The following is a 25,400-nucleotide window of genomic DNA, read 5'->3' on the forward strand; positions in this document are numbered from 1 at the left end:
GCCAGATTTTCGCGTCCATGCTCAAAGCCCTACACGCTTTCGGCTGGCATTCGGCGCGCCCTTGTTGCCTTTTCGGAAGGCAATGGATTTTTGATCTTCTCAAGCTTCCATTGCGTAAAATGGGTTTAATTCAGAAGATGAAACAGAATAATTCGCGTCACGAAAAATTTAACGGCCATGATACAGGCTCCTCCACGGACAACATCGATGTATTCATTGCCGCCTCTCCTCTTTTCAGAAAGCTTGATCTGCAAACGGCGCGGGCCATTATCAGCCGTGGGACATTCAGGGACTATGACAAGAATGAAATCGTCATAACGGAGGGAAGTGAAAAGCGGCTGGTGGGCTTTGCCGTGAAAGGTCTTTTCGTTTGCCGGAGATGCTCTCCCAACGGTCTTGTGCTGGCACTGCAAAATATTCGCCCCGGCAATGTCTTCTGCGAGATGTCGCTGATCGATGTCTCGGCCAATAATATCGAGGTGGCCTCCGGCGCCGATAAATCCTGCGCGCTGCTTTTTCCGGTCAAGGTCTTCCGGGAGTTGATGCTGCAACATCCGGCCCTGAGCGGCAGCATGATCGAGGAAATGGCGGGCCGGATCAATTCACTGGCAGAACTAAGCTTTGAACTGGCTACGATGAAGACGGATGATCGTCTGCGCCGCGCCATTTCAAAGCTGGCTCTGGAGACGGATCAACTGCATGACGGCGGCATGATCTATCCCGCGCCCACCCATGCCGAATTGGCCTCTATGCTTGGCACGACGCGGGAAGTCGTCAGCCGTTCGATCATCGCCCTTTGCCGGGAGGGACTGATCGAAACCAGCCGGCAATCGATCACCATCCGCTCCGCCCATGCCTTGATGTAATAGGCTACTGCATCATTCCTTAAATCGGAATCGATTTAAGGAGAAAATTATGCAGCAAGCTTTTGTTTTTACGCATTTCCGGGCGGAAAACCGCAGCTACCCTTTTCTCGGGGCAACGCCCTAACTTCCCAGGTGCCGCTCGCCGCGTTTCCTGGCCAGCGCAATCTGGCGCTGGCGCTGGCGGTAGCGTTCGCGGTCTTCCTCGCTGCGGCTGCCATGGCAATGCGGACAGGAAACGCCTTCCTCGTAAAGCGGGGACCTGATCTCCTCCGCCGTCAGCGGGTAGCGGCAGGCGTGGCACAGGCGATGCTCGCCTTCCTTCAATCCGTGTGTAACGGAAACGCGCTCATCGAACACGAAGCAGGCGCCGTCCCAAAGGCTTTCCTGCTCGGGCACGTGCTCCAGATATTTCAGGATACCGCCCTTGAGGTGGTACACCTCCTCGAAGCCCTGCTGCTTCATGAAGGCGGTGGCCTTTTCGCAGCGAATGCCGCCGGTGCAATACATGGCGATCTTCGGCTTGTTGTGCAGGCCGGGATTGTTCTTCACCCATTCGGGAAATTCACGGAAGGTCTTGGTATTGGGGTCCACTGCGCCGCGAAAAATGCCGATCGCCGTCTCGTAATCATTGCGGGTGTCGATGACGATAGTGTCGGGATCGGAGATCAGCGCGTTCCAGTCCTTCGGATCGACATAGGTGCCGACGATCTGGTTGGGGTCGATATCCTCGACGCCCATGGTGACGATTTCCTTTTTCAGCCGCACCTTCATGCGCAGGAACGGCATGCGCGATGCGCGGCTTTCCTTGTGCTCCAGCCCGGCAAACTCCGGCTGGGCACGCAGAAAAGCAAGGAGCGTGGCAATCGCCTCATCCGTGCCGGCCACCGTGCCGTTGATGCCTTCATGGGCGAGAAGCAGCGTGCCCTTGATGCCATTGTCCTTGCAGAGCGCGAAAAGTGGCGCACGAAAGCTTTCAAAGCGCGGAAAGGCTGCAAAATGATAGAGGGCAGCCACGCAGAACGCGCCGCCTTCTTCATGGGCCGGAATGGAGAGATCGTCTGTCATGGCTTGCGAGATAATCCCTCCGAAGCCCGGAATCAACGGCTTTTGCGCATCCGGCGATGCTTTGCCTTTCGTCAAGAAACGGATTCAATCCGTGGCGGCTCGCAACCACAAAGCCGCGATAATCGAGGCTTCCGGTTCTGGACCGTCGGCGAAAAGCGTTTCCGCCCGCGTCAGCGCGTCCTCGCGCAGCGCCTGCTGCTGCCGGATGATCAGGCCGAACAGGTGAGAGAGCGTTTCCGCATCGGCGAACAGCCCGGCCTCGGCGTCCAGCACACCGGCAAGAACCGAAAGATCATGCTCGTGGCCCAGACAATCCGCCAGTTGCTTGGCGGTTTGTCGCTTGGCCGAGAGCGCGCTCGGCCAGAGATCGCGCAGCAGCGAAAGCTGCATCCAATAGGTCTGGGTGGCCTTGCGCAGGTCATGAAAGGCTTCGGAATGCGGCGCTTCGCGGCACTGTACAAGCGCGTTTGCAGCGCGCTTCATCGTCTTTTTCCAGCCCTTGGCGATAATGCGCGCCGATTTTGCTGGTCTTTGCGGCAAATCCGCTTCCGCCTCGAAGGCGGCAAGCGCTTCGCGGCATCCCTGCGCGGCCCGTTTTGCGGCGTCGGCAAGATCCCCCGTTGCCTCGGCAATCCGTTCGCGCCGGGCGGTGAAGGCTGTCTTCGCCTCGCTCAGCGCCTGCCGTTCGCCCTCGCTTTCGGCATGGGTTTCGAGAAAGCCCAGCGTTTCCACGAGAGCTGCGGCATCGCGCACGGTGGAAAGCCTGCGGGCGATATCCCGCAATCTGGCATTTTCCTGCTGCCTGAGGTCCGGGATCGCGGCGGCGATCAACCGATAGAGGGCACGGCTGCGTTTCAGGCGCTTGCGGGCGGCGTGAATGGCGTCATGAAGACCGTTCGGCGCCGTCTCGAGAAGGTGTTCAGCCTGCTGCAACTGCTCCGCCAGGACGGACTGCACCGTATCGCGAAAATCTGCTTCAGGCTTTAAGCGATACGCCATTGCGTCGCTCCGCCGCTGCTCCGCAGGTGGCAAGCCACTGATTGGAAAATCGTTTGTCGCCGGTCACCTCGCGTCCGACCCATGGCGGCAGCGGCGGGTCGTCTTCAGGATTATCGAGTTCCACCTCGGCCACCACCAGGCCCTGATGGGCGCCGTCGAACACGTCGACCTCCCAGAGATAGCCGCCATATTCCACATTGTACCGGGTTTTGGAAATGACGCTGCCCGTTGCCTTGTCGATCATCTCGAGGCCGTCTTCGAGCGGAATGTCATATTCGAATTCATCGCGCGACAGGCCGACATGACCGATCTTGAGGGTCAGCGTGGCGCATTTCATGTCCTTGATGCGCACGCGCACGGAGCGATCCGTATCCGTGATGATATAACCTTGAAGAAATTTCGATGACTTGCAAAGATGCTGTCGCCAGGCATCGCTGCGGACGAGAAACTTGCGTTCGATTTCCTTGGCCATCTCGGCTACTCCGTCCCTACACCGCGAAAAGACAATGCGAGAATGTCGAACCTTTGGCAAGAGTTCCGGGTTGGCGCTGTGCGCATTTGTCTCGACAGACCGCCATCGGGGCGGTAATCAGGCTTTATTCAATCGTTTGAAAGGTGACCGCCTCATGGGTTCCAAAACAGATAAACTGCTCGCCGTCCTGAAGCTTCAGCCCGTCGTGCCGGTGTTGATCGTCGAGGATGCCAAGGATGCCGTGCCGCTTGCCCGGGCGCTGGTTGCCGGTGGTCTGAAGGCCATCGAAATCACCATGCGCACACCCGCCGCACTGGAAGCCGTCAAGCGCGTTGCCGGTGAGGTGGACGGTGCCGTGGCCGGCGCGGGCACCATCCTCAATCCCGCGCATTTCGAGGCCGCCGTGGCCGCCGGTTCGCAATTCATCGTCAGCCCCGGCACCACGCCGGCGCTCTTGTCCGCCGCTGCCGGTTCGGACATCCCGCTTCTGCCGGGTGCCGCCACCGCCAGCGAGGTCATGACGCTGCGCCAGGAAGGCTATGAGGTGCTGAAATTCTTCCCCGCCGAGCAGGCGGGCGGGGCGGCCTATTTGAAATCGCTGTCCTCGCCGCTGGCCGGAACGCTCTTCTGCCCCACCGGCGGCATCTCGCTGAAGAATGCCCGCGACTATCTCTCGCTTCCGAATGTCGTCTGCGTCGGCGGTTCCTGGGTGGCGCCGAAGGAACTGGTGGCGGCGGGCGATTGGGCCGGGATTACCAAGCTTGCCTCCGAGGCTTTTGAACTGAGAGCATGATCCGGACTGAGTGAAGCGAGGATCGACAGGAAAGAGTAAGATCTTTCTGATCTGCCCTTGGGCTTGTCGCTTTCAGTTCCTATCTCCCGGTGGTGACAGACCGGGAGATGACGATGTTCGATGCAAAAAAGCTGCTGGAGCAATTTCTGGGAAGCCAGGTGCCCGGCATGGGGGGCTCGATGCGGGGCCGCGGGGAAGACGCGCTCAAACTCGCCAAGGCCAACCCCTTGAAGACCGGAGCGCTGGTCTCGCTGCTGCTCGGCACCAAGAAGGGCCGGTCGCTGGCAGGCGGAGCGCTGAAGATCGGTGGATTGGCGCTGATTGCCGGGCTTGGCTACACCGCCTACCGCAATTACAAATCCGGCAAGGCTGCCGAAGAGATTCCCGCCCTCCCAGAACTCGCGCCGGTGCCGGAGCAATCGCCCTTCAGCCCGCAACACGCCTTGAGCAATGATTTCGCCCTGACGCTGGTGAAGGCCATGATTGCTGCCGCCAAGGCGGACGGTCATATCGATGACGCCGAGCGTAGCGCCATCCTCGAGCGCATCCATGCCGTCGATCTGGGCAGCGAGGCGGAAGCCTTCATCGCCGCCGAGCTTGCCAATCCGACCGATCTTGACGGTCTCGTCGCCGCCGCGCGGTCGGAAGAGGAGAAGGTGGAGCTTTATACGGCATCGCGCCTGACCATCGAGCCGGATACCCGGGCCGAACGGGGCTATCTCGATCTTCTGGCCGGACGGCTGGGTCTGCCCGATGCGCTGGTCGAGCATATCGAGGTCACGGTGTCTGCGGCCAAGCAAAGCGCCCTGATCGAGCAGGGCTGATCTTTGCGCATGCCGCGCCGCTCCTTATTGCCTGATGAAGTTCCTGCAAACGTGCCTGAATTCGATTCCGATTCTGGATATTATGCAGTAGAGAAGACGAAACGATGCGGAGGGCGGGTGCGTGCAGGATCTGAAGACATACAAGGTAGAGCCGCCCGGCCCCGTGCGGCTTGAAGGCCGGTTCGTGACCGTCGAGCCCTTTCGGGCGGAAGACCATGTTCAGGCCCTGTGGGAGGCTTTCGGCGGCCTTGAGATCAACCCGACGCTCGAATATTTCACCCAGCCCTATTTCTCCGGCATCGAGGATTTTGCCGCCTGGCTGCAATCGGTGATCAAAGGCGGCTGGATTCCGCATGTGTTTCGCGACAGGAGCAGCCGTCAGGTGGTGGGCATGGCAAGCTATATGCGTGCAGACCCTGCCAACGGCGTCGTGGAGGTGGGCGGCGTGGCCCATTCTCCCGCCATGAAGCGCTCGCCGCTATCGACCGAGGCGCATTATCTGATGGCCCGGCATGTGTTCGAAACGCTCGGCTATCGCCGCTATGAGTGGAAATGCGACAATCGCAATGCGCCGAGCAAGGCCACAGCCCTGCGCTATGGCTTTGCCTTCGAGGGCATTTTCCGGCAGCACATGATTTCCAAGGGCACCAATCGCGACACCGCCTGGTTTTCGATCATCGACAGCGAGTGGCCGCTGGTCCGCGCCGGGTTCGACGCCTGGCTGTCGCCGGAGAATTTCGATGCGGACGGCCAGCAGAAACGGCGTCTGGAAGACCTTCGCGCTGAACTGACTGCTGACGCAGGAGTGCAGGCATGACGGGCCGTGACAAGCAGGCGGCGCTGGCCGCCGGACTTATCCTGGTCCTGTTCGGCCTCGGTGTGTTTCTGATGCCGAAGCTGGTTCTGTGGATCGGCGATTATTCCCCCGCCTTGGCCGCGGCTGCCGGCGCACTGGTGCTTCTGTCCTTCTTTATCGTGCTCTGGCTTCGGGCGCGCTATCAGCGCCGCCATCCTGAAAAGTGACGGTCTGCGTAACCGTCTTCACGCGCCGCCAGTATAGCCGCCCTGTAGCGAGGCGGCGAGCAGCAGGCTGCCGACCAGGATGATGAAGAGGGCGCCGCCGATTTCGATGGCGGTTCCCACCCGGCGGCTGAGGGTGGAGCCCGGGCCGCTGAGCCGGACTGCCAGTCCCTTGGCGCCCACGGCGATCATCGCCAGAAGCGAAACCGTGATCGCCGTGCCCAGCGCCATGGCGAGAACAGAGAGCACGCCCCCCAGGTAAAGCCCGTTCAGCAGCGAAAAGCTCATCACCAGCAGCGCGCCGGAACAGGGACGAAGGCCCACCGCCAGCACCGCCGACCAGGCCTCCTTCAGGGAAAAGTGGTCGGCGCGTACGAGGCTCGGGTCAGGCAGATGACTGCGGCCGCAATCCTCGCAGATCTCGCCCGGTCGCAGGGCGGTATGGTCATGGTCCAGCGCTTCCGCGCGGAAAGCGAGGCCGGTCGAGGGGCGCATCTGCCCCTTGAGCATCATTTTTCCTGGCGCCACTGAGGAGGGTGCCTCATCGAAGAGCGAGGACATTGCAACCGGGGCAACCGTGCCGCTGGCGGCCAACCGGACCGGACGCCAGCTTGAGGCGATGTGCTGCAGCTTCTTCACCAGCAGCCAGACCCCGAAACCGATCACCAGTCCGAAACTGGCGATCTCCATCGTATTGGTGGCTTCCGTCATGGTAATGCCGGTGCCGCGCAGCGCCAGATAGGTGACGCCCACCACACCGATGGCGACGGCCCCCTGCAACAGCGAGGAAATCAGCGCAATCACCATGCCCCGCTTCAGTTCCAACTCGTTGGCGACCATGTAGGAGGAAATCACCGCCTTGCCGTGGCCGGGACCGGCGGCATGGAAAACCCCATAGGCGAAGGACAGGCCGACCAGCATCCACAGTGCCTGCCAGTTGTCCCGCATGGCGATCAGGCTTTGCGTCAGTGCCCGGTAGAAGGCCTGCTGATGGGTGTTGATCCACAGCATCACGCCCGCAAACGGTCCCGTCATCTGAAAGGAGGGTTCCGCCGTGCCGATGCCGAGCGGCGAGGCCGCATGCGCCATGACCGGCAGCAGAAGGGCGGTGGTGAGGCCAATCAGCACCGTCTTGCTGGTGTGCCTGCAAAGAGAGGTTCGTGTCAAATGGGGGATGGTGAGGCTCAGTTTCCGCATGCGAGATCGAGCCTCACGGCAAACAGCTTGCCATAATCGGTTCCGGTGGGATCGTTGAAAAACGCTTCTGTCAGCATGCCCTGGTTTTGCTTGATCACCTCATCCGGATTGGGGCGGATGACGGTGCGCTTGCATTTCTGCCAGCCATTGCCCACCTCGACCAGATCGCTGTCGCTCTTGAAATCGATGGAGGTGTAAAGCGTCGGATCATGGACGCCGAAGCTCAGATTGCCCTTGAGCGGAATGGGCTTTTCCGGCTTGACGATGAAGAACACCAGCAGCTTGTTGTCCTTGAAATCGGCGTTGAACACCTCCGGCTTGTTCACCTTGATAGTCGCGCCGCTGGCGGTGATGAAGGTGAAATAGCCATAATCGGCCAGCGAACTGCGGATGGTGTTGGCAATGTCCTGCAATTCGCTGTGATCCAGCTTCAGGTCGCCATTCTTGTCGAAATCCATCAGCACGCTGGAGGAAAAGACCTCGTCGAAGCGCCAGACATTCCTGAGTTCGGTAACCGTGTTGTTGGCGCCCGCCACCACTTCCAGCCGGGCTTCTGCAAACACATGCGGATGGGCATGGGCCGGAGCGCTTGGCAGAGCGAGAATTGCGGCCAGCGTCAGGAGGGAGAAGTGTTTTTTCATCGCATCCGCTTCATCGGTCTTGAATGTTCTTTTGGCCCGCGATTCGGACGGAAATGCGGCCTGTTTCCCCTTTTCATGGCGCCGCCTTGCGGAACCAGCCATGCAGGAAATCCACGAAGACCCGCACCTTGGCGGGAAGATAGCGCCGATGCGGGTAAACGGCATAGATACCGCGGTCGGAGGGCAGATAGCTGTCGAGCACCGAGACCAGCAACCCCTGTTCCAGATGCCGCTCGGCAATGAAATCCGGCAGCATGGCAAGGCCCAGCCCCTTGACGGCGGCTCTTAGCGTTGCCTGCGGGCTGTTCACTTCGATCGGGCCTGAGACATTGACGTTCAGAAGCTGGCCCGACGGTTTTTTGAAGCGGATATTGCTGTGGGTGCGGTTGTTGGTGTCGATCAGCACGGGCAGGTTTGCCAGATCCTGCGGATTTTCGATCGGCCCGTATTTCTCCAGGAAGGCGGGGCTCACGCAGGCGAAAATGCGGAAATCCGCAAGCTTTCTGGCAATCAGGCCGGAATCGTCGAGTTTCGTCACCCGAAGGGCAAGATCGAAACCCTCCTCGATCAGATCGACGAATCGGTCTTCCGCCACGATTTCGAGGGAAAGATCGGGATGTTCGGCGGCAAAATCGATGAGCGACTGGCCGACTTCGGCATCGATGAAGCTGCGCGGCACCGAAACCCTGAGCCGCCCGCGCAGATCGGCATTGTTCTCCCGCACCAGATCGGCAAGGTTGTCGATTTCCTTCAGAATGTCGGCGGCGCTGCGGTAATAGGTGTGGCCAGCTTCGGTGAGCGAGAATTGCCGTGTCGTGCGGTTGAGCAGCAGTGCGCCAAGCTCATCCTCCAACTCTCTGACATATTTGGATAAAAGTGCCTTGGAGCGCCCCGTGCGGCGGGCGGCGGCTGAAAAGCCTTCTGCTTCCACCACGTCGATAAAGGCACGAATGCGGGTCAGCGTATCCATCATTGTCTCCGTTCAATAGACAACAGGTGACGAATTGTTCCGCAAGGTGCAACCGCCTTGCTAAAAAAATCGGCGCGCATGCAAAAACCACTTGATTATGACAGGGAGTTTTCTTATTTCCCCTCTTGCCCAAAGTCGCACGTGCCTGTGGGTGTCCGCCGACCCTCGATGTGGTGAGGAAATCGGTAAGGTACCTGGAACTAACCCCTCCAGTCGTATTTCCGGCCAACCGGACATGCGAGGACATCTTGAAGCAACGACGGTGCGGGCCTTTCTGGTCTCTGCCGGCTTTCCATCAGCCGGGGTCACTGAAGAGGCACACCATCATTGCCGGACGTGCGGTGGGTTATCCCTCCAATCCATGGCAGACAAAGCGGACCCATGCCGGTGCTTGTGCGTTGGCCTAGGTCCACCGTATTGCGGACCGAGCGTTTTTACGTGCCAGGGTTTCCATCACTTGGCGTCGTCGAGGCATTCGCCGCCCTTTGTCCTTCCGGAATCTGCAAGGATTCCGGGACCTTTGGCTTATGGAAGGGATCCAACGATGACCACCGCCCGCATCCTCGACTTCATCAATACCCGTCGTCCGGAAGGTCCCTGCCTTGTGGTGGATCTGGACGTGGTTCGCGGCAATTACAATGCTTTCCGCCGCGCTCTGCCGGACAGCGCCATCTACTATGCCGTCAAGGCCAATCCCGCGCCGGAAATCCTGTCGCTGCTGGCGTCGCTCGGTTCCAACTTCGATTGCGCTTCCGTGGCTGAAATCCAGATGGCGCTCGATGCCGGCGCCTCGGCCGAGCGCATCTCCTTCGGCAACACCATCAAGAAGGAGCGCGACATTGCCCGCGCCCACGCGCTCGGTGTCGATCTCTTCGCTGTGGACAGCCACGAGGAAGTGGAAAAGATTTCCCGTGCGGCCCCCGGTGCGCGCGTGTTCTGCCGCGTGCTGACCGATGGCGAAGGCGCTGAATGGCCGCTCAGCCGCAAGTTCGGCTGCGTGCCGCAGATGGCTGTGGACGTTCTGGTCTATGCCCACCAGCTGGGCCTGGAATCCTATGGCGTGTCCTTCCATGTCGGTTCGCAGATGACCAAGGTCGATGCCTGGGATTCGGCGCTGGCCGATGCCAAGCGCGTCTTCGCACAGCTTTCCAAGCAGGGCATTCACCTGCAGATGGTCAACATGGGCGGTGGTTTCCCCACCCGCTACCTGCGGGATATCCCGACGGCGGAAGCCTATGGCCAGGCCATTTCGGCATCCCTGAAGAAGCATTTCGGCAACAACATTCCGCGCACCATCATCGAGCCCGGTCGCGGCATGGTGGGCAATGCCGGTGTGATCAAGGCCGAAGTGGTGCTGATCTCCAAGAAGTCGGACAATGACGGTCATCGCTGGGTCTTCCTCGATATCGGCAAGTTCGGCGGTCTGGCCGAGACCATGGACGAGGCGATCCGCTACCCGATCCGCACGCCGCGGGACGGTGACGAGCTGGAGCCCTGCGTGCTCGCCGGTCCGACCTGCGACAGCGCCGATGTGCTCTACGAAAAGAACATGTACCCGCTGCCGATCTCACTGACGATCGGCGACGAGGTGCTGATCGAAGGAACGGGCGCCTATACGACGACCTATTCCGCCGTGGCCTTCAACGGTTTCGAACCGCTGAAGTCCTACGTGATCTGACAGTCTGTTCAAGAATTGCTGCTGGCCTGGCGAAAATGGTGATTTCGAGAACCGGAACGGAGCGTACTTAACGTACGTGAGTACCGGAAGCGCAGAAATCGCCATTTGCAGACGGCCAGCAGCGATTATTGGACGGACTGTGAGGTCTTGCTCCTCCGTGCCGGCCTCCCAGAGGGATTGACCGGCGCGGCCCTTCACAATTTCCTTGTCTTTCCAGGATGGGAGGCCGCCATGGCCGCTGTTCTCGATCATCTTTACGCGCGCCCTGATACCAAGGCGCTTTCCAGCCTGCCGGGCCGTGCGCTGAAGCTGGTGCGCGCTTTCTTTGCGCAGCCGGCCTTCACCATCGGCACCGAAACGCCGGCGGATGTCGTGGCACGTGAAGCCCTGCTGGATCGTGCCATGGGCGCGGATCGTCAGAAGAAATCCTCGGAAAAGATCCGTCGTGGCCGCTTGCCTGCCGAAGGTCTGGCGCTGGTGGCCCGGGACCGTCAGGGGCATCTGATCGGCACGGTGCGTCTGTGGAACATCGAGGCAGGCGTCAACAGTGCCGGTCAGCCGGTCGAGGCTCTGCTGCTGGGCCCGCTCGCGGTCTCTTCCTCCGAAGAGGGCAAAGGCATCGGCTCGCGCCTGATGCGCGCGGCCATCGAAGAGGCAACGAAGCGTGGCCACGGGGCGATCCTGCTGGTGGGCGATGCGCCCTATTACGAGCGCTTCGGCTTCTCGGCGAGCAAGACCATGCATCTGCTCATGCCCGGCCCCTTTGCGCGCGACCGCTTCCTTGGCCTGGAGTTGAAGGCAGGCTGGCTGAAAGAGGCTGCCGGCATGGTGGTGCCCTCCGGGCGTCTGCTGGCGCGTCCCGGCCTCGTGCGCGTGCGCTGAACTTTCTGAGAGTGATCGATAGGAGGGAGCGAAGCAGTCTTCGCTCCCTTTTTGTGTCTCTGGAGGGCTTTTGATAATCGTCAAACATAGTTGTGTTTTTTGCGCAACAATTGTTAATTGCAGCCTTTCCGACCGTTAGGCTTTTCTGAAATATTGATGCGGATCAATAGCTTTCTCTCCGGCCCATGCTCTTTCTGATGGCACGAACTGCCGGGCAATGCTCGCGGCGTGACTGCAAGGAGAGAGACTATGTTGAAATTTCAGATGCTGGGCCTGATGGCCGGTGTGGCTTTGACGCTTGGTGCTGCAAGCGCGTTGCAGGCGGCGGATCTGACGCAGCCGGCCCCGGCCGCGCCGGAAGCGGAATCGCCGCTCACCCCCCACAGCCCCTGGCAGGTGCGCGCCCGCGCGCTCGGCGTCATCCCCACGGATTCCGGCTCCGTCAGCGGTATTGCCGGTTCTGACCTGTCCTACAGCAACAGCATCACCCCGGAAGTGGATTTCAGCTACTTCTTCACCAAGAACATTGCCGCTGAACTCATTCTCGGCACCACCTCGGCCAATGTGAACGGCGCTGGCTCGATTGGCAGCCTTGGCAAGCTCGGCAAGATCTGGATCCTGCCGCCGACGGTCACGCTGCAATATCACTTCACCGATTTCGGCGCCTTCCAGCCCTATGTTGGCGCGGGCGTCAACTACACCATGTTCTACGATCAGAAGGCCACGGGTGCGGCCACAAATCTTGATGTCAAGAACACCTTCGGTGCAGCCCTCCAGGTCGGTTTCGACTACATGATCAACGAGCATTGGGGTGTGAACGTCGACGTCAAGAAATACTATCTGCGTCCGGATTTCGACGCCACGGTCGGCGGTTCCAAGGTCAAGGGCACCGCCAAGCTCGATCCCTGGCTGGTGGGCGCTGGCGTGACCTACCGCTTCTGAGCGCAGAAAACAAAAAATGGCGGCCTTCTGGCCGCCATTTTGGTGTTGGGATACTGGCTTGTCAGGGAGATTTGGTCTTATGCCGCCTGACGGCGCCGATGTTGAGCTCCTCCGCCCGCAGCACCCGGCTCGCGGATCGTTGCGCGGCGGTTGAGCTGGAAGCGCTCCACAAGGCCGGACAGGGTCATTGCTCCGTTGGCAATCGTCTGGCTGATGGCGTTGGTTTCCTCCACCATCGCAGCATTCTGCTGGGTCATCTGGTCGAGCGCGTTGACGGCGCTGGAAATCTCCTGAAGGCCAAGGGCCTGTTCATCGGTGGCAGTGGCGATCACGTCGATATTCGTTTCGATACGAGCCACATATTCCTGGATCTGGGTGAGCGCCGTGCCGGTGGCTTCCACCAGGTCCACGCCGCTGGCCACCTCCGTGCCGGAGCGGTCGATCAGGGTGCGGATCTCGCGGGCCGCCTTGGCGGAACGTTGCGCCAGTTCACGCACTTCCTGGGCAACCACGGCAAAGCCCTTGCCGGCTTCGCCTGCGCGTGCGGCTTCCACGCCCGCATTCAACGCCAGCAGATTGGTCTGGAAGGCGATTTCATCAATGACACCGATGATCGTGCCGATCTCGCTGGAGGCGGTTTCGATCCGCTGCATGGCGGCAATGGTGTTGGTGACGACCCCGGATGAGGCCGCTGCCGATTGAATGGCGTCCTTGACCAGTTGCCGCGTATCGCGGGCGCGTCCGGCGGACGCCTTGACGGTGGAGGCGACTTCTTCCAGGGCGGCGGCCGTTTCTTCCAGCGAGGATGCCTGCTGCTCGGTACGCCTGGACAGGTTGTCGGCGGCCTCCCGCATTTCCGCGCCTTGTTCGGTAAGCTGCCGCGTTTCGTTCAAGACGTTTTCGAGAGTCTTCTGGAACGTGCCGATTGCGTTGTTGAAGTCCTGGCGCAGGCTTTCAAAGCGTGGGTCGAAAGGCTTGTCCAGCGTGATGCGGATATTGCAATCTGCAAGCCGGTTGAGACCGGCGCCCAACTCTTCCAGCACGAAACGCAGCGCCTCGGCTTCCTGCAGCCGCTGCGCCTCACGCGCGGCGCGTTGCGCTTCGGAGAGAGTGCGGGCTTCTTCCGTTTCGCCCTCAAGGCGTATCTTTTCCAGCCCTGCCTCGCGAAACACCGCCAATGCCCGGGCCATGTCGCCGATTTCATCCTGCCGGGCGGTGTGCATGGGCGGGGTGTTCAAATTGCCTGCCGCCATTTCTCCCATCACGGCGGTGATCTCGCGCAGCGGCTTCAAGGCGCGCCGGCGCAGGAAGACAATGGAGGAAAGACAAAGGATCAAGAGCCCGCCACCCAGGGTGAAGCTGACCGCATCCAGCAGCGCTGCCTCTTCAGCGGCGGCGGTTTCGCGCTCCTTGCCATAGGTATTGCCGAGGTCGACCAGTTCGTTGACGGCGGCTTCGTGGGTATGGAAGCGCTGTTTGAGGGTAGCGAGCGTTGCCTGCAGGCGCCCGTCGTCATTGCCGCTCAGGGCGGGTACGGTATTGGTCTGTAATTCGCTCCAGAACTGGTCGCCCTTCACCAGCACGTCATTCTGCAATTTCTGTTTCAGGCTGTCCGGCAGCGTGGTGCCTTTCCAGTAGTCGCGGCGCTCCTGATACTGCCCCTTCAAAAGGTTTATGCGCTGCAGATTGGCCTCGCGCATGTCGGGATGAAGCACAGCCTCATTGACCAGCGAATAGGTCTCGACCACGTAAAGCGGTGGCGGCAGGATATCGGCAATCAGATCCTTGCTGTCGACGATCTGCTGATAGATCGGCCCGTTGACCTTCAGCCGGCTGAGCGTTTCAAGGCCTGTTCCAAGCGTCAGCATGACCCCGAGGGCCAGGGCGATGCCTGTCGCCGTCACGGTGGAGGAAATAGTGAGTCGCATCGAGCCGTCAGTTCCTCGTATCGCGCCCGATATAGGTGATATCGGATCTGCTTCATTCGGGAACATTTTGCTGTTGGATAATTTCGAAAATCTTAAAAAGACTTGATTTTTTTAGGAAATTATGAAGCCGGAAATTGCATCCCGGCTTCAGGGCGGGACAGGGGATTGAACTTGTCAACCCTTGATGTCAACAACGCCGCAATCGCCCGCAGCAGAGGCAAATGCCAGAAGATGGCCGCTGGCGCTCCAGCCCATGCAGGTAATCGCTCCCTTGCCCGGACGGCGCAGCAGGGCCTCCTTGCCATCGGCCAGCCGTACGGCGAGGATCATGCCATCGATGAAGCCGATGGCGAGCACCTCTTCCGCCGGATGAAAGGCCACCTGCGTGACCATGATATTGGCGCGCGTGCCCAGTTCCTGCGGGGCCTTGCCCATCGGGCCGTCCTTGGAGGCAAAGGGCCAGACGATGGCCGCAGGGGCACCGGAAGAGGCAAGCCACTTGCCCTTGGCTGACCAGGAAATGGATTTCACCTTGGCGGGATAGCCGGTCATGCGCATGTGGCGCGTGTCCGCGCCGCCGTCCAGCTTCCATCCATGCAGGGCATTTTCCTGCATGGTGGTCACGAGAAAGCGGCCATCCGGCGAGAAGCTGACGCCGTTATGCGCGCCCTTCCATTCCAGATCCACCGGCTTGCCTTCGGCTGCGGCAAAGCGCAGCGTGACCCCATTATAGCGGGCAATGGCGATCCTGAGGCCCTTGGGGGCAAAGGCCAGACCCTCGACGCTGCGTTCCTCGGCATAGTCGTAGGTCTTGCCGTCTGCCATTCGCACAAAGGCTTGCTTGCCCACGGCATAGGCCACCGCGCCCTGCGGACCGGCAGCCACGGCGGAGATCCATTTGCGCGGCACGGAGGCCAGTTCGGTGACGCTGCCGTCATGGGCAATGCGCAGCACCTTGCCGTCCTCGCCGCCGGTCAGCAGCGTCTGGTTCTGCTCATCCTTCACCACGGTCAGCAGGCCCTGATGGGCCTCGGTCGCCTTCTCGCCGCCATCGAGGCGGTGGATCGTCCCGGCGGAGGTGGCGAAAACCGGAATATCGCCCAGAAAGGCCGCGCTGAGTACGTGGCCTTCCAGATCAAGCGGTGCAACAGTCGGCATCAGGCTGCGGCCTCACAGGCCTTGAAGCTGGCTTCCAGCTTTTCGCGGTCCAGTTCGCGGCCAATGAAGACGAGGCGCGTCTCGTGCTTTTCATTGTCCTTCCAGGGACGCTGGTGGTCGCCTTCGATGATCATGTGCACGCCCTGCACCACGTAACGCTCCGGATCGCCCTTGAAGGCGATGATGCCCTTCAGGCGCAGGATGTTCGGCCCCTGCGTCTGTGTCACCTTCTGGATCCAGGGGAAGAAACGGTCCGGGTTCATCTCGCCGCCGCGCAGCGAAATCGAGGTCACCGTCACGTCATGGATCGGCGAGGGGGCGTGATGGTGATGGCCATGGTCGTGATGGTCATGGTCGTGATCATGGTGATGGTGGTCATGATCGTGATGGTGGCCATGATGATCATGATGGTGATGGTCGTGATCGCAATCCGGCCCGCAGACATGGTCGGGATCGTCATGATCGAGGAAGTGCGGATCGTTTTCCAGCGCCCGTTCCAGATTGAAGGCGCCCTGGTTCAGCACCTTGGTCAGATCGACGCCGGAGCGGGTGGTGGTATAGATGCGCGCCGACGGATTGATGGCGCGGACGATGTCCTCGATCTGGTGCAGTTCCGCATGGCTGACGAGGTCGGTCTTGTTGATGACCACCACATCGGCAAAGGCGATCTGGTCCTCGGCTTCGCGGCTGTCCTTCAGGCGCAGCGGCAGGTGCTTGGCGTCGACCAGCGCCACCACGGCATCCAGCTCCGTCTTGGTACGCACGTCGTCATCCATGAAGAAGGTCTGGGCCACCGGTACCGGATCGGCCAACCCGGTGGTTTCAACGATGATGCCGTCGAAACGGTCCGGGCGGCGCATCAACCCCTCCACCACGCGGATCAGGTCGCCGCGCACCGTGCAGCAGACGCAGCCATTGTTCATCTCGTAGATTTCTTCGTCCGATTCGACGATCAGGTCGTTGTCGATGCCGATTTCGCCGAATTCATTGACGATGACCGCATATTTCTTGCCGTGGTTTTCCGAGAGGATACGGTTGAGCAGCGTTGTCTTGCCGGCGCCGAGATAGCCGGTGAGCACGGTGACGGGTGTGGGTTTTGCAGCGGCTTCACTCATGGGGAACCTCAGTTGTTGATGGCCGGCGGGGATGGCGGCCTGTAATGTTGTTACTCATATAGGCGCGGCTTCGCGGCGATTCAAAGGTTTTTCAAGCGTCGGGCGTTTCGAAAATTTGAAGATCGAAACGGTGCACGTCCTCGATGAGGGCGGTAAGGCCGGAAATGGCGTGGGCAAGCAGCCGCTCGCCCTTCTCCGCCGTTGCCGCACCGGCATTGCCGGCCACGCCTGCGGGGTTCAGGTCGCGCATCATCCAGCCGAAGGCATGCGGACCATAGGCGCGCAAATGGTTAAAGTCGCGGGCAAAATCGCTCTGGCGGGAGGTGAAGTCCTGCGCCTTGTCCATCTTGACCAGATCGGGCCTCAGCGCCAGCATCACGGAGGTTTCGATCAGGCCGCCATGGATGTCGATGGCCTTGTCCTGCGGCGCGATCACGCCCTCCGGCACGCCGAAACGCGTCCAGCTCGTCGCTACTGCCAGCATGGAAAACCGCACCCGCGCCTCGGTCGCCACCAGCGTCATCAGCGGTGAATTGCCGCCATGGGCGTTCAGCAGCACCAGTTTGCGAATGCCGAGGCCGTTCAGCGCGCGGGCGATGTCCAGCCAGCGATGCAGCGCCTCCTCGGCGGTCAGGCTTTCGGTTCCCGCCACATCCATATGCTCCACGGAATAGCCGACCCGTTCCACCGGCAGGAAGGTGACGGGCAGATGCTCCGGCAGGGCAGTTTTCAGCCGCTCCACGATCCCTTCGGCAATCAGGCTGTCGGTCTCGAAGGGCAGGTGCGGCCCGTGCTGCTCATGAGCGCCGAGCGGCAGCACCGCGATCCAGTCACGGCGGCTTTCGGTATCCAGGGTCAGGGCATTTTCGCTGAACTGACGGTGTGGTTTCGGCATCTGGTATCACCGGTCTTGCTGGGTCAGAGTGCTTCCCTGTTTACCGGAAACACTTTGGCTCTCTGTTTTATTACCAAGGCTCGAAGATGCGTCAGCCTCCTCGCCTTGAAGGGATTTCGAATATCTCAAATGCATCAAGGGCTTGAGATATTTGAAAGGGAAATACGAACTGCCATTTTCAATGACTCTTCGTATTACGCATGTCCGAACGGAAAACCGGTTTCCCCTTTTTCCGGAAATGCTCTAATGATCCCGGCATATCCTAAGAGCATGATCGTGGAAAAGGAAAATTGGTTTTCCTTCCGCCCATGCAGGAAGACAACAGGCTGTCGCCGTTCCGCGAGGGGATCGCGGTGAAGGCTGCGGCGGAGGCGCCATGTCCAAGAAGGCCAAGTCCGAGAAGAAGAAAAAATCCGGCAAGTCGAAGGCGCTGCGGCTTCAGCAGCAGGCTGACGGCACGGTGCTTGCTGGCGGTGATGGGGTGGAGGCCGCAACACGGCCACGGCTGGCCGCCGCTCTGGTGCAGGCGGCCCGCAGCGTGCGCACGCTGCAAAGCCGGCATCTGGCCGATTGCGGTCTTTACGCCGGGCAGGACGGCGTGATCCTGCTTCTGGCTGCCGAGGATGGATTGACCGCCGGTCAATTGGCGCAAAGGCTGGGTGTGAAGGCGCCTACCATGACCCGCACCATCGGCCGGATGGAGGCGCAGGGCTTTGTGGAGCGGCGCGGCTCCGACAAGGATGCACGGCTGACCCGGGTCTTCCTCAGCGAGACCGGGCGCGCAACCCTTGCCCGGATCGAGGCGGCGGGGGCGGCGCTGGAGCAGCAGGCCACGCGCGGCATGAGCGGCAAGGACATCAAGACCTTGTTGAAAATGCTCGATCTTCTCCACCGCAATCTGCATCGCGATGGCGCCGATGCTGTTGTGGAGGAGAGCGACGAGATTTAAATTACCCTTGCATTTATAGGTATTCTGCTTAAATTTTTTAAAATTACAGATCGTTTCGAGGGCGGGCGAAGCGTTCGGTGCGGGACGGCTTGATCGCTGGGGAGGATGCATGGCGCAGAAGGTAAAGCTTTCCACCATTGCCGAAAGCCTTGGGCTTTCCACGGCAACCATTTCGCTGGCGCTGCGCGACAGCCCGCTGGTGGCGGTGGATACGCGGGAAAAAATCAAGGAGCAGGCACGGCTCCTCGGTTATATCTATAACCGCCGTGCCGCCAGCCTGCGCACCTCGCGCTCAGGCATTATCGGGGTGGTGGTGCATGACATCATGAACCCGTTTTACGGCGAAATCCTCAAGGCGATCGAAAGCGAGCTGGACCGCAGCCGTCAGACCTTCATTCTCTCCAACCATTACGATTCGGTGGAAAAACAGCGCAGCTTCGTCGAGACCCTGCTGCAGCTGGGCGGCGATGGCGTGATCATGTCGCCCGCCATTGGCTCGCCGCCGGAAGATATCATGCTGGCGGAAGAAAATGGCATGCCCGCCATTCTGGTGGCCCGTTCCATGGAGGGGCTGGACCTGCCCACCTATCGCGGCGATGACAGCTATGGCATTTCGCTGGCCACCAACCATTTGATCGGCCTTGGCCATCGCACCATTGCGATGATCGGCGGCACGGACCAGACATCCACCGGGCGTGACCGTTATCAGGGGTATGTCAATGCGTTGCGCAAGGCAGGCATCGAGGTGGACCCGGAGCTGCGCATTCCCGGCCCCCGCACCAAGCAGGGCGGTTTCGAGGCGGCGGTGAATTTCCTGTCCCTGCCGCAAAAGCCCACCGCCGCCGTGTGCTGGAACGATCTTGTCGCCATCGGCCTGATGAACGGCATCTCCCGCGCCGGGCTGACGCCGGGCCGCGATATTTCCGTGACCGGCTATGACGATCTGGAAGAGGCATCCATCGCCACCCCCTCGCTGACGACGGTGTGGAACGGTCAGGCGGAAGTGGGCAGGCTTGCCGCCCGTGCGCTTCTGGACAAACTGGCAGGCAGCCATGAGCCGGACGGCATTCACCTGATCAAGCCGGAAATGCGCATTCGCCAGTCCACCGGGCCGATCAATACGAAGGGTCATTGAAAATGGCGGTTCGTATTTCCTTTTCGAATATCTCAAGCCCTTGAAGCCTTTGAGATATTTGAAATTCTTTCAAGGCGGGGAGGCTGACGCAGCCTCGCGCCTTGGTACAAGAAGCGCGACTGATCATTTCACAAGGACTTTTCATGACTCAGGACACTCCGCTCGTTCTCATTCCCGGCAAGATCCACCCCCGCGTCGTCGAGCGCCTGAAGGCCGCGCATACGGTTTTGCAGGTGCCCGTCGAGGAGGTCGCGTCACTGGACGAGGCGACCCGCCGCCGCATCCGCGCCATGGCCTTTTCCTATGGCGGCGGCAAATCGGGAGAACTGATCGCGGCACTTCCGGCGCTGGAAATCATCGCCAATTTTGGGGTGGGCTATGACGGCGTCGACGTGAAGGCTGCGGCGGAACGCGGCATTATTGTCACCAATACGCCTGATGTGCTGGATGACGAGGTGGCCGATACCACCATTGCCCTGCTGCTGAACACCGCCCGGCAATTCTATCAGGCGGAAAGCTGGCTTCGGGCTGGACACTGGCAGGCGGAAGGGCCTTTTGCGCTGTCGCCTTTGTCGCTGCGGGGCCGCCATGTCGGGCTCTATGGCCTGGGCCGCATCGGGCGTGAAATCGCCAGCCGTCTGGAACCCTTCAAGGTGAAGATCAGCTATCACACCCGCACGCCGCGCCAGGATGTGTCCTATGGCTATGCGCCGAGCCTGCTGGAGCTGGCAAGGACCGTGGACACGCTGATCTGCATCGTGCCGAAGACACCGGAAACCCATAAGGCGATCAATGCCGAGGTGCTGCAGGCGCTCGGGCCGAAAGGCATTTTCATCAGCGTCGGGCGCGGCTGGAGCGTGGATGAGGAAGCGCTGATCTCAGCGCTGAAGACCGGGACGATCGCCGGGGCCGGGCTCGATGTGTTCTACAGCGAACCGCATGTTCCCGCCGAACTCCTGACCTTCCCGAACGTCTCGCTTCTGCCGCATGTGGCATCGGCGTCAGTGGACACGCGCAACGCCATGGCCGATCTGGTGGTGGACAATATTCTCGGCTGGCTGGAAAACCGCAAGGCGCTGACCCCCGTGCCGGAAACGCCAGCGCGTTAAGCGTCTTGTCCGTCGGCCGATATTATGCCGTCACCTGCTTGGCGGCGGCATAATCGCGAAGGGCCTGACCATAGGCTTCGAACAGGGCGCGGGAGGGATTATCCGTCTCGGCCCAATATTCCGGATGCCATTGCACACCGACGGCAAAGCCCTTGGCGTCGATGACCGAGACGGCCTCGATGGTGCCGTCATCGGCCAGCGCTTCGACCTGCAGGCGGGGAGCGATCTTCGAAATCGCCTGCCGATGCAGCGAGTTGACCTGTACCGTGCCGGCATGGCCCAGAAAGCGCGCCATGCAGGAGCCTTCCTTGATATTGATCGTCTGGCGAATGGAATAGGCCTCGTCCGCGTCGTTGGTCTCGGGCTTGCGGTGATCCCAGATGCCTGGCTCCTCCTGGATTTCCGAGGCAAGCGTTCCTCCCAGCGCCACGTTCAGTTCCTGAATGCCGCGGCAGATGGCGAGAAGCGGAATGCCGCGCTCGATGGCGCGGCGAATGAGCGGCAGCGACACCGCATCGCGGCCCGGATCGAAGGGGCCGTCCTTGTCGGTCGCATCACGTCCATAAAGCAGCGGATGCACATTGCTGGGGGAGCCGGAAATCAGCACGCCATCCACCCGGTCCAGCACGGCCTCGACATCGGCATGCTCTTCCAGCGCCGGCACCAGAAGCGGCATGGCCTTCGCCACCTTCAGCGTGGCATTGACATATTGCCCCTTCACCGCATGCCACACGGCTCCCTCCAGAATCCGGGTATCGGCGGGAATGGCAACGATGGGGAGGGGCATGGCAGGCTCCAGACAACTTCAAATTTGCCTTTTTCTTGCGCTCTTCCGCGATCAAGTCAACCTGCAAAAGCATTGTCTGAATAAGCCAAGAGTTCAGCTTGAAAGCGTGCGGGCAACATGGTTTCCTTCATGCGTTGCGCCGGAAGAGGGGAGCTCAAGCATTTCCAGGAAAAGTGGACGCCACTGTTTCCTCCGGAAATGCTCAGACAAAGTTTCCGGCGGATTATACGAAGAGTCATTGAAAATGGCTCTTCGTATTCCCTTTTCGAATATCTCAAGCCTCTGACGCAGTTGAGATATTCGAAATTTCTTCAAGGCGAGGATGCGTTAGCATCTTCGAGCCTTGGTATTATTCGTGGGTTTCAATGCGTCTTGATCCGGTTTGACCGGGGGCGCTTCAGAGGGAGGACATGCATGGATCGCCGTCAATTTTTCAGGAAAGCCGGAAGTGCGGGGCTGGGCGCTGCCGCCGCAACCGCCCTTGCCGCACCGGCGCTGGCCCAGCAGGCGCCGAAGATCACCTGGCGCCTGACCTCTTCCTTCCCGAAATCGCTGGATACGATCTTTGGCGGCGCGGAGGACATTGCCGCGCGCGTTTCTGCCGCGACCGACGGCAATTTCAACATCCAGGTCTTTGCCGCCGGTGAGGTGGTGCCCGGCCTGCAGGCTGCCGATGCGGTAAGCGCCGGTACCGTGGAAATGTGCCATACCTGCTCCTATTACTATGTCGGCAAGGATCCGACCTTTGCCATCGGCACGGCCATTCCCTTCGGTCTCAATGCGCGGCTGACCAATGCCTGGTTCTATCAGGGCAATGGCAACAAGCTGCTCAATGAATTTTATGCCAAGCACAATCTCTACGGCATGATCGCCGGCAATACCGGCGCGCAGATGGGCGGCTGGTTCCGCAAGGAAATCAATACCGTCGATGACCTGAAGGGCGTGAAGATGCGTATTGCCGGGCTTGCCGGCAAGGTCATCGAAAAGCTCGGCGGCGTGCCGCAGCAGATCGCTGGCGGCGATATCTATCCGGCGCTGGAAAAGGGCACCATCGATGCCGCCGAATGGATCGGCCCTTATGACGATCACAAGCTCGGCTTCTACAAGGTAGCGAAATATTATTACTATCCGGCCTTCTGGGAAGGCGGACCTTCGATCCACGCCTTCGTGAACCTCGCCAAATGGAATGAACTGCCCAAGGCCTATCAGACAGCGCTGCAGGATGCCTGCGCCTTTGCCAACACCAATATGATGGCGAAATACGATCTGAAAAACCCGGTGGCGATCAAACAGATCGTGTCCGAAGGCACGACGCTGCGTCCCTTCAGCCAGGATATTCTCGATGCCTGCTTCAAGGCCTCGACGGAGGTTTATGCCGGGATCACCGCCAGCAATCCGGATTTCAAGAAGATCTATGAGGATCAGGTGGCCTTCAAGAAGGAAGCCTATCTCTGGATGCAGCTATCGGAATATACCTACGATACCTTCATGATGATCCAGCAGCGCGCTGGCAAGCTGTAGCGCTTTATGTCTGCTGCATAATTTTCACCTTGAATCGACTCCGATTTAAGCAATTGCGCAGTAAACCTGAGAGAGCCCCGGAACCGCGCGGTTCCGGGGCTTTTTATGTCTACTTGAATACGGGGGGCTGGCTGAGATCGGGCGCCGCCTGTGGTGCGGGTGACCCGAAGGAAGGCGGTGCCCCGAGGTTGAGGCCGGGCGGGCCGCCAAGCTGTGGTGCGCCGCTCAATCCGCCGCCAGTGCCGAAGGCGGGCACTTCTATTTTCACATCGTTCAGATCGATTTTCTGGCTCTTGTCCAGCCAATGGGTGACCGATTCCGGCCAGAAGATCACGATGGCGACAATGATCAACTGCATGCAGACCCAGGGAATGGAGCCCAGATAGATTTCCCGTGTCTTCAGGTTCTTCGGGGCCACGCTGCGCAGATAGAAAAGTGCGAAGCCAAAGGGCGGATGCATGAAGCTGGTCTGCATGTTGACGCAGAGCAGCACGCCGAACCAGATGAGATCGATCCCCAAGGCCTGGGCCACGGGTGCCAGCATCGGCACGACGATGAAAGCGATTTCAAAGAAATCCAGGAAGAAGGCGAGCACGAAAACGAAGGCGTTGACGAACAGCAGGAAGCCGATCTGTCCCCCCGGCAGGCCGGACAGCATGTGCTCGATCCAGCGCGCACCGTCCATGCCCTGAAAAACGAGGCTGAAACAGGTAGAGCCCACCAGGATCATCACCACCATGGAGGTGATGGACATGGTGGATTGCATGGCCTGGCGGATAAGCGGCCATGTCAGGCGGCGATGGATGGCCGCCAGCACAAGCGCGCCGACCACACCCAGCGCGCCCGCCTCTGTCGGGGTGGCGAGGCCGAGAAAGATCGTGCCGAGCACCAGGAAGATGAGCACAATGGAAGGCAGCATGCCTGCCAGCACCTGAAGCAGAAGCCGGAGATTGCGCTCACCCCGCACGTCCTTCGGCAAGGGCGGGACCATGCCGGGCCGGAAGATGGAAACGGCCAGGATGAACAGGCTGAACAGCATGATTTGCAGCGCCGCCGGACCGATGGCGCCCAGATACATATCCCCTACCGACTTGCCAAGCTGATCGGCCAGGATCACCAGCACCAGCGAGGGCGGAATCAATTGCGCCATGGTTCCTGACGCAGCGATGACGCCGGTGGCGATCTTTGGATTATAGCCATAGCGCAGCATGACCGGCAGCGAAATCATGCCCATGGTGATGACTGAGGCTGCGACCGTGCCGGTGATGGCGCCGAGAATCGCCCCGACAAAGATCACCGCATAGGCGATGCCGCCGGGCACTGCGCCGAACAGCTTGCCGGTGCCCTCCAGCAGGTCTTCCGCAAGACCGCATCGCTCCAGGATGGAGCCCATCATGGTGAAGAAGGGAATAGCCAGCAGCAGGTCGTTGGAGACGATGCCGAAGAAGCGCAGCGGCAGGGCCTGCAGGAAAACCTCGTTGAAATGGCCGGTGGCGATGCCGATCAGCCCGAAGAACAAGCCAACCGCCGCCAGCGAAAAGGCGACGGGAAAACCGAAGAGCATGAACACGACCATGCCCATGAACATGGCGGGCGGAATGATGCCGAAATCAAACATGTTGTGTCTCCCGGCCCGTTATTGCAGCGGCTTTTCATAGGCGGTGTCGAGGCTGATGCGCCCCGATATCGCCGCCAGCCGCTTGATCACCTCGGAAAGGCCCTGGAGAAACATCAGACAAAAGCCCGAGACGAGAATGAGCTTCACCGGCCAGCGGATCAGGCCACCGGCATTGGCCGAAACCTCTGCCTGCTGGTAGGACAGCAGGAAGAATGGCCAGCAGAGCCAGGCGAGATAGGCCGTGACCGGAAGCAGAAAGAGGAGCAGGCCAATCAGGTCGATCCACAGGCGCATGCGTTCTGACACGCCGCCATAGAGAAGATCCACCCGCACATGCCCGTTATTCTTGAGAGTCATGGCGGCGCCCATCAGCACCACATAGGCGAAGAGATACCACTGGATTTCCAGCCAGCCGTTGGAACTCTGATTGAAAAGATAACGGATGATGGCATTGCCGGCGCTGATGAGGCAGCACAGCATCACCAGATATTCGGCGATACGACCGATGAAAACGCCAAGGGCGTCTATGGCTCTGCTGCATGAGAGCAAAAACGTCATGAAGGTCCCCCTGCTTGTCCGGCTGATCCCTTGCCGCCTGCCGCATCCGGGGCCAGTCCTCCTTGGCGTGCCGGTTGCTTGATGGCAGATGGTATGGATGCGTCGAGCTTATATGTCTGCAAATCGCAACATCGAAAGAGTAGTAGAAATTTCATGCCCTCGGTAGTGGCATTGCGTCATCTTCGACTTTGTATGCAGATGCTTGCGCTGTGACCCTTGAAAAACCATCGCGCGTGTCGGGTGCAAGGTTGACTATTGAGAGTGCTCGGTCATTATTC

25 protein-coding genes are annotated in these 25,400 nt (G+C 60.3%); 12 read left to right on the top strand and 13 right to left on the bottom strand.

What is annotated here, in order from left to right; translation table 11 throughout:
* Window positions 1-137: 137 nt before the first annotated feature.
* Window positions 138-866, top strand: coding sequence for a Crp/Fnr family transcriptional regulator (locus tag QO005_RS12715; RefSeq protein ID WP_307158413.1), 729 nt, complete (start codon window positions 138-140; stop codon window positions 864-866).
* A 120-nt stretch (window positions 867-986) separates the two neighbouring features.
* Here the strand turns inward: QO005_RS12715 and trhO are convergent, their stop codons facing one another.
* From trhO to QO005_RS12730, 3 genes are all read right to left on the bottom strand, one after another.
* Window positions 987-1,931: an oxygen-dependent tRNA uridine(34) hydroxylase TrhO gene (gene trhO, locus QO005_RS12720; protein ID WP_307158414.1), complete on the bottom strand. Its 945-nt coding sequence runs from the start codon at window positions 1,929-1,931 to the stop codon at window positions 987-989.
* 84 nt (window positions 1,932-2,015) lie between these two features.
* A complete protein-coding gene (locus QO005_RS12725; RefSeq protein WP_307158415.1) occupies window positions 2,016-2,930 on the bottom strand; it encodes a CHAD domain-containing protein in 915 nt (304 codons plus the stop codon).
* The gene (locus QO005_RS12730) at window positions 2,908-3,402 is read right to left on the bottom strand and encodes a CYTH domain-containing protein (protein WP_307158416.1); all 495 of its coding nucleotides are present in this window, start codon (window positions 3,400-3,402) and stop codon (window positions 2,908-2,910) included. The genes QO005_RS12725 and QO005_RS12730 overlap by 23 nt, the downstream gene beginning before the upstream one ends.
* Before the next feature lie 154 nt (window positions 3,403-3,556).
* Between QO005_RS12730 and QO005_RS12735 the strand changes: the two genes are divergently transcribed.
* The 4 genes from QO005_RS12735 to QO005_RS12750 all read left to right on the top strand — a co-directional run bounded on the left by QO005_RS12735 (window position 3,557) and on the right by QO005_RS12750 (window position 6,042).
* Entirely contained in the window at window positions 3,557-4,195 is a 639-nt protein-coding gene (locus tag QO005_RS12735) for a 2-dehydro-3-deoxy-phosphogluconate aldolase (protein WP_307158417.1), read from the top strand.
* Between the two features lie 113 nt (window positions 4,196-4,308).
* A complete protein-coding gene (locus tag QO005_RS12740; protein WP_307158418.1) occupies window positions 4,309-5,019 on the top strand; it encodes a tellurite resistance TerB family protein in 711 nt (236 codons plus the stop codon).
* Between the two features lie 121 nt (window positions 5,020-5,140).
* The gene (locus QO005_RS12745; protein WP_307158419.1) at window positions 5,141-5,836 is read left to right on the top strand and encodes a GNAT family N-acetyltransferase; all 696 of its coding nucleotides are present in this window, start codon (window positions 5,141-5,143) and stop codon (window positions 5,834-5,836) included.
* The gene (locus QO005_RS12750) at window positions 5,833-6,042 is read left to right on the top strand and encodes a hypothetical protein (RefSeq protein ID WP_307158420.1); all 210 of its coding nucleotides are present in this window, start codon (window positions 5,833-5,835) and stop codon (window positions 6,040-6,042) included. Before QO005_RS12745 ends, QO005_RS12750 begins: the two co-directional genes overlap by 4 nt.
* 18 nt (window positions 6,043-6,060) lie before the next feature.
* Here QO005_RS12750 and QO005_RS12755 read toward each other — a convergent pair whose 3' ends face one another.
* The 3 genes from QO005_RS12755 to QO005_RS12765 form a co-directional block, all read right to left on the bottom strand.
* Complete coding sequence (locus QO005_RS12755) at window positions 6,061-7,236, bottom strand: nickel/cobalt transporter (protein WP_370878062.1); 1,176 nt, start codon at window positions 7,234-7,236, stop codon at window positions 6,061-6,063.
* Entirely contained in the window at window positions 7,224-7,877 is a 654-nt protein-coding gene (locus tag QO005_RS12760; protein ID WP_307158421.1) for a DUF1007 family protein, read from the bottom strand. The genes QO005_RS12755 and QO005_RS12760 overlap by 13 nt, the downstream gene beginning before the upstream one ends.
* Window positions 7,878-7,950: 73 nt before the next feature.
* Complete coding sequence (locus QO005_RS12765) at window positions 7,951-8,847, bottom strand: LysR family transcriptional regulator (protein WP_307158507.1); 897 nt, start codon at window positions 8,845-8,847, stop codon at window positions 7,951-7,953.
* Window positions 8,848-9,391: 544 nt separating this feature from the next.
* Between QO005_RS12765 and odc2 the strand changes: the two genes are divergently transcribed.
* The 3 genes from odc2 to QO005_RS12780 all read left to right on the top strand — a co-directional run bounded on the left by odc2 (window position 9,392) and on the right by QO005_RS12780 (window position 12,349).
* On the top strand, window positions 9,392-10,525 hold the full coding sequence (gene odc2 / locus QO005_RS12770; RefSeq protein WP_307158422.1) for an ornithine/lysine decarboxylase: 1,134 nt from the start codon (window positions 9,392-9,394) through the stop codon (window positions 10,523-10,525).
* A gap of 231 nt (window positions 10,526-10,756) precedes the next feature.
* Complete coding sequence (locus QO005_RS12775) at window positions 10,757-11,407, top strand: GNAT family N-acetyltransferase (RefSeq protein WP_307158423.1); 651 nt, start codon at window positions 10,757-10,759, stop codon at window positions 11,405-11,407.
* A 264-nt stretch (window positions 11,408-11,671) separates the two neighbouring features.
* Window positions 11,672-12,349 (top strand): OmpW/AlkL family protein, encoded by a 678-nt coding sequence (locus tag QO005_RS12780; RefSeq protein WP_370878066.1) that lies wholly within the window; start codon window positions 11,672-11,674, stop codon window positions 12,347-12,349.
* A 77-nt stretch (window positions 12,350-12,426) separates the two neighbouring features.
* Here the strand turns inward: QO005_RS12780 and QO005_RS12785 are convergent, their stop codons facing one another.
* From QO005_RS12785 to QO005_RS12800, 4 genes are all read right to left on the bottom strand, one after another.
* Window positions 12,427-14,277, bottom strand: coding sequence for a methyl-accepting chemotaxis protein (locus tag QO005_RS12785; RefSeq protein ID WP_307158425.1), 1,851 nt, complete (start codon window positions 14,275-14,277; stop codon window positions 12,427-12,429).
* 174 nt (window positions 14,278-14,451) lie between these two features.
* Window positions 14,452-15,435 carry a WD40 repeat domain-containing protein gene (locus QO005_RS12790; RefSeq protein WP_307158426.1) on the bottom strand — a complete coding sequence of 328 codons (984 nt, stop codon included), beginning with the start codon at window positions 15,433-15,435 and terminating at the stop codon, window positions 14,452-14,454.
* A complete protein-coding gene (locus tag QO005_RS12795) occupies window positions 15,435-16,550 on the bottom strand; it encodes a CobW family GTP-binding protein (protein WP_307158427.1) in 1,116 nt (371 codons plus the stop codon). The genes QO005_RS12790 and QO005_RS12795 overlap by 1 nt, the downstream gene beginning before the upstream one ends.
* A 91-nt stretch (window positions 16,551-16,641) precedes the next feature.
* Window positions 16,642-17,445 carry a creatininase family protein gene (locus tag QO005_RS12800; RefSeq protein WP_307158428.1) on the bottom strand — a complete coding sequence of 268 codons (804 nt, stop codon included), beginning with the start codon at window positions 17,443-17,445 and terminating at the stop codon, window positions 16,642-16,644.
* 376 nt (window positions 17,446-17,821) lie between these two features.
* On the opposite strand from QO005_RS12800, the gene QO005_RS12805 reads away from it, so the two are divergent.
* From QO005_RS12805 to QO005_RS12815, 3 genes are all read left to right on the top strand, one after another.
* Window positions 17,822-18,394, top strand: a complete 573-nt coding sequence (locus tag QO005_RS12805; RefSeq protein ID WP_307158429.1) for a MarR family winged helix-turn-helix transcriptional regulator — start codon at window positions 17,822-17,824, stop codon at window positions 18,392-18,394.
* Between the two features lie 109 nt (window positions 18,395-18,503).
* Window positions 18,504-19,529 (top strand): LacI family DNA-binding transcriptional regulator, encoded by a 1,026-nt coding sequence (locus tag QO005_RS12810; protein ID WP_307158430.1) that lies wholly within the window; start codon window positions 18,504-18,506, stop codon window positions 19,527-19,529.
* 143 nt (window positions 19,530-19,672) lie between these two features.
* Window positions 19,673-20,638, top strand: coding sequence for a 2-hydroxyacid dehydrogenase (locus QO005_RS12815; RefSeq protein ID WP_307158431.1), 966 nt, complete (start codon window positions 19,673-19,675; stop codon window positions 20,636-20,638).
* 22 nt (window positions 20,639-20,660) lie between these two features.
* On the opposite strand, the gene QO005_RS12820 is transcribed toward QO005_RS12815, so the two are convergent.
* Window positions 20,661-21,425: a gamma-glutamyl-gamma-aminobutyrate hydrolase family protein gene (locus tag QO005_RS12820; protein ID WP_307158432.1), complete on the bottom strand. Its 765-nt coding sequence runs from the start codon at window positions 21,423-21,425 to the stop codon at window positions 20,661-20,663.
* A 414-nt stretch (window positions 21,426-21,839) separates the two neighbouring features.
* Between QO005_RS12820 and QO005_RS12825 the strand changes: the two genes are divergently transcribed.
* On the top strand, window positions 21,840-22,946 hold the full coding sequence (locus tag QO005_RS12825; RefSeq protein ID WP_307158433.1) for a TRAP transporter substrate-binding protein: 1,107 nt from the start codon (window positions 21,840-21,842) through the stop codon (window positions 22,944-22,946).
* A gap of 109 nt (window positions 22,947-23,055) precedes the next feature.
* Here QO005_RS12825 and QO005_RS12830 read toward each other — a convergent pair whose 3' ends face one another.
* Window positions 23,056-24,564 carry a TRAP transporter large permease gene (locus QO005_RS12830; protein WP_307158434.1) on the bottom strand — a complete coding sequence of 503 codons (1,509 nt, stop codon included), beginning with the start codon at window positions 24,562-24,564 and terminating at the stop codon, window positions 23,056-23,058.
* Window positions 24,565-24,582: 18 nt separating this feature from the next.
* Window positions 24,583-25,122, bottom strand: coding sequence for a TRAP transporter small permease subunit (locus QO005_RS12835; protein WP_307158435.1), 540 nt, complete (start codon window positions 25,120-25,122; stop codon window positions 24,583-24,585).
* Window positions 25,123-25,400: the final 278 nt, after the last annotated feature.

The sequence above is a fragment of the Allorhizobium paknamense genome, assembly GCF_030815125.1.
Classification (GTDB): domain Bacteria; phylum Pseudomonadota; class Alphaproteobacteria; order Rhizobiales; family Rhizobiaceae; genus Allorhizobium; species Allorhizobium paknamense.

What these genes read in the sequence shown, in the direction of transcription:
- QO005_RS12715 (WP_307158413.1), top strand. Translation starts at nt 138, where the DNA reads ATGAAACAGAATAATTCGCGTCACGAAAAATTTAACGGCCATGATACA.
- trhO (WP_307158414.1), bottom strand. Translation starts at nt 1,931, where the DNA reads ATGACAGACGATCTCTCCATTCCGGCCCATGAAGAAGGCGGCGCGTTC.
- QO005_RS12725 (WP_307158415.1), bottom strand. Translation starts at nt 2,930, where the DNA reads ATGGCGTATCGCTTAAAGCCTGAAGCAGATTTTCGCGATACGGTGCAG.
- QO005_RS12730 (WP_307158416.1), bottom strand. Translation starts at nt 3,402, where the DNA reads ATGGCCAAGGAAATCGAACGCAAGTTTCTCGTCCGCAGCGATGCCTGG.
- QO005_RS12735 (WP_307158417.1), top strand. Translation starts at nt 3,557, where the DNA reads ATGGGTTCCAAAACAGATAAACTGCTCGCCGTCCTGAAGCTTCAGCCC.
- QO005_RS12740 (WP_307158418.1), top strand. Translation starts at nt 4,309, where the DNA reads ATGTTCGATGCAAAAAAGCTGCTGGAGCAATTTCTGGGAAGCCAGGTG.
- QO005_RS12750 (WP_307158420.1), top strand. Translation starts at nt 5,833, where the DNA reads ATGACGGGCCGTGACAAGCAGGCGGCGCTGGCCGCCGGACTTATCCTG.
- QO005_RS12755 (WP_370878062.1), bottom strand. Translation starts at nt 7,236, where the DNA reads ATGCGGAAACTGAGCCTCACCATCCCCCATTTGACACGAACCTCTCTT.
- QO005_RS12760 (WP_307158421.1), bottom strand. Translation starts at nt 7,877, where the DNA reads ATGAAAAAACACTTCTCCCTCCTGACGCTGGCCGCAATTCTCGCTCTG.
- QO005_RS12765 (WP_307158507.1), bottom strand. Translation starts at nt 8,847, where the DNA reads ATGGATACGCTGACCCGCATTCGTGCCTTTATCGACGTGGTGGAAGCA.
- odc2 (WP_307158422.1), top strand. Translation starts at nt 9,392, where the DNA reads ATGACCACCGCCCGCATCCTCGACTTCATCAATACCCGTCGTCCGGAA.
- QO005_RS12775 (WP_307158423.1), top strand. Translation starts at nt 10,757, where the DNA reads ATGGCCGCTGTTCTCGATCATCTTTACGCGCGCCCTGATACCAAGGCG.
- QO005_RS12780 (WP_370878066.1), top strand. Translation starts at nt 11,672, where the DNA reads ATGCTGGGCCTGATGGCCGGTGTGGCTTTGACGCTTGGTGCTGCAAGC.
- QO005_RS12785 (WP_307158425.1), bottom strand. Translation starts at nt 14,277, where the DNA reads ATGCGACTCACTATTTCCTCCACCGTGACGGCGACAGGCATCGCCCTG.
- QO005_RS12790 (WP_307158426.1), bottom strand. Translation starts at nt 15,435, where the DNA reads ATGCCGACTGTTGCACCGCTTGATCTGGAAGGCCACGTACTCAGCGCG.
- QO005_RS12795 (WP_307158427.1), bottom strand. Translation starts at nt 16,550, where the DNA reads ATGAGTGAAGCCGCTGCAAAACCCACACCCGTCACCGTGCTCACCGGC.
- QO005_RS12800 (WP_307158428.1), bottom strand. Translation starts at nt 17,445, where the DNA reads ATGCCGAAACCACACCGTCAGTTCAGCGAAAATGCCCTGACCCTGGAT.
- QO005_RS12805 (WP_307158429.1), top strand. Translation starts at nt 17,822, where the DNA reads ATGTCCAAGAAGGCCAAGTCCGAGAAGAAGAAAAAATCCGGCAAGTCG.
- QO005_RS12810 (WP_307158430.1), top strand. Translation starts at nt 18,504, where the DNA reads ATGGCGCAGAAGGTAAAGCTTTCCACCATTGCCGAAAGCCTTGGGCTT.
- QO005_RS12815 (WP_307158431.1), top strand. Translation starts at nt 19,673, where the DNA reads ATGACTCAGGACACTCCGCTCGTTCTCATTCCCGGCAAGATCCACCCC.
- QO005_RS12820 (WP_307158432.1), bottom strand. Translation starts at nt 21,425, where the DNA reads ATGCCCCTCCCCATCGTTGCCATTCCCGCCGATACCCGGATTCTGGAG.
- QO005_RS12825 (WP_307158433.1), top strand. Translation starts at nt 21,840, where the DNA reads ATGGATCGCCGTCAATTTTTCAGGAAAGCCGGAAGTGCGGGGCTGGGC.
- QO005_RS12830 (WP_307158434.1), bottom strand. Translation starts at nt 24,564, where the DNA reads ATGTTTGATTTCGGCATCATTCCGCCCGCCATGTTCATGGGCATGGTC.
- QO005_RS12835 (WP_307158435.1), bottom strand. Translation starts at nt 25,122, where the DNA reads ATGACGTTTTTGCTCTCATGCAGCAGAGCCATAGACGCCCTTGGCGTT.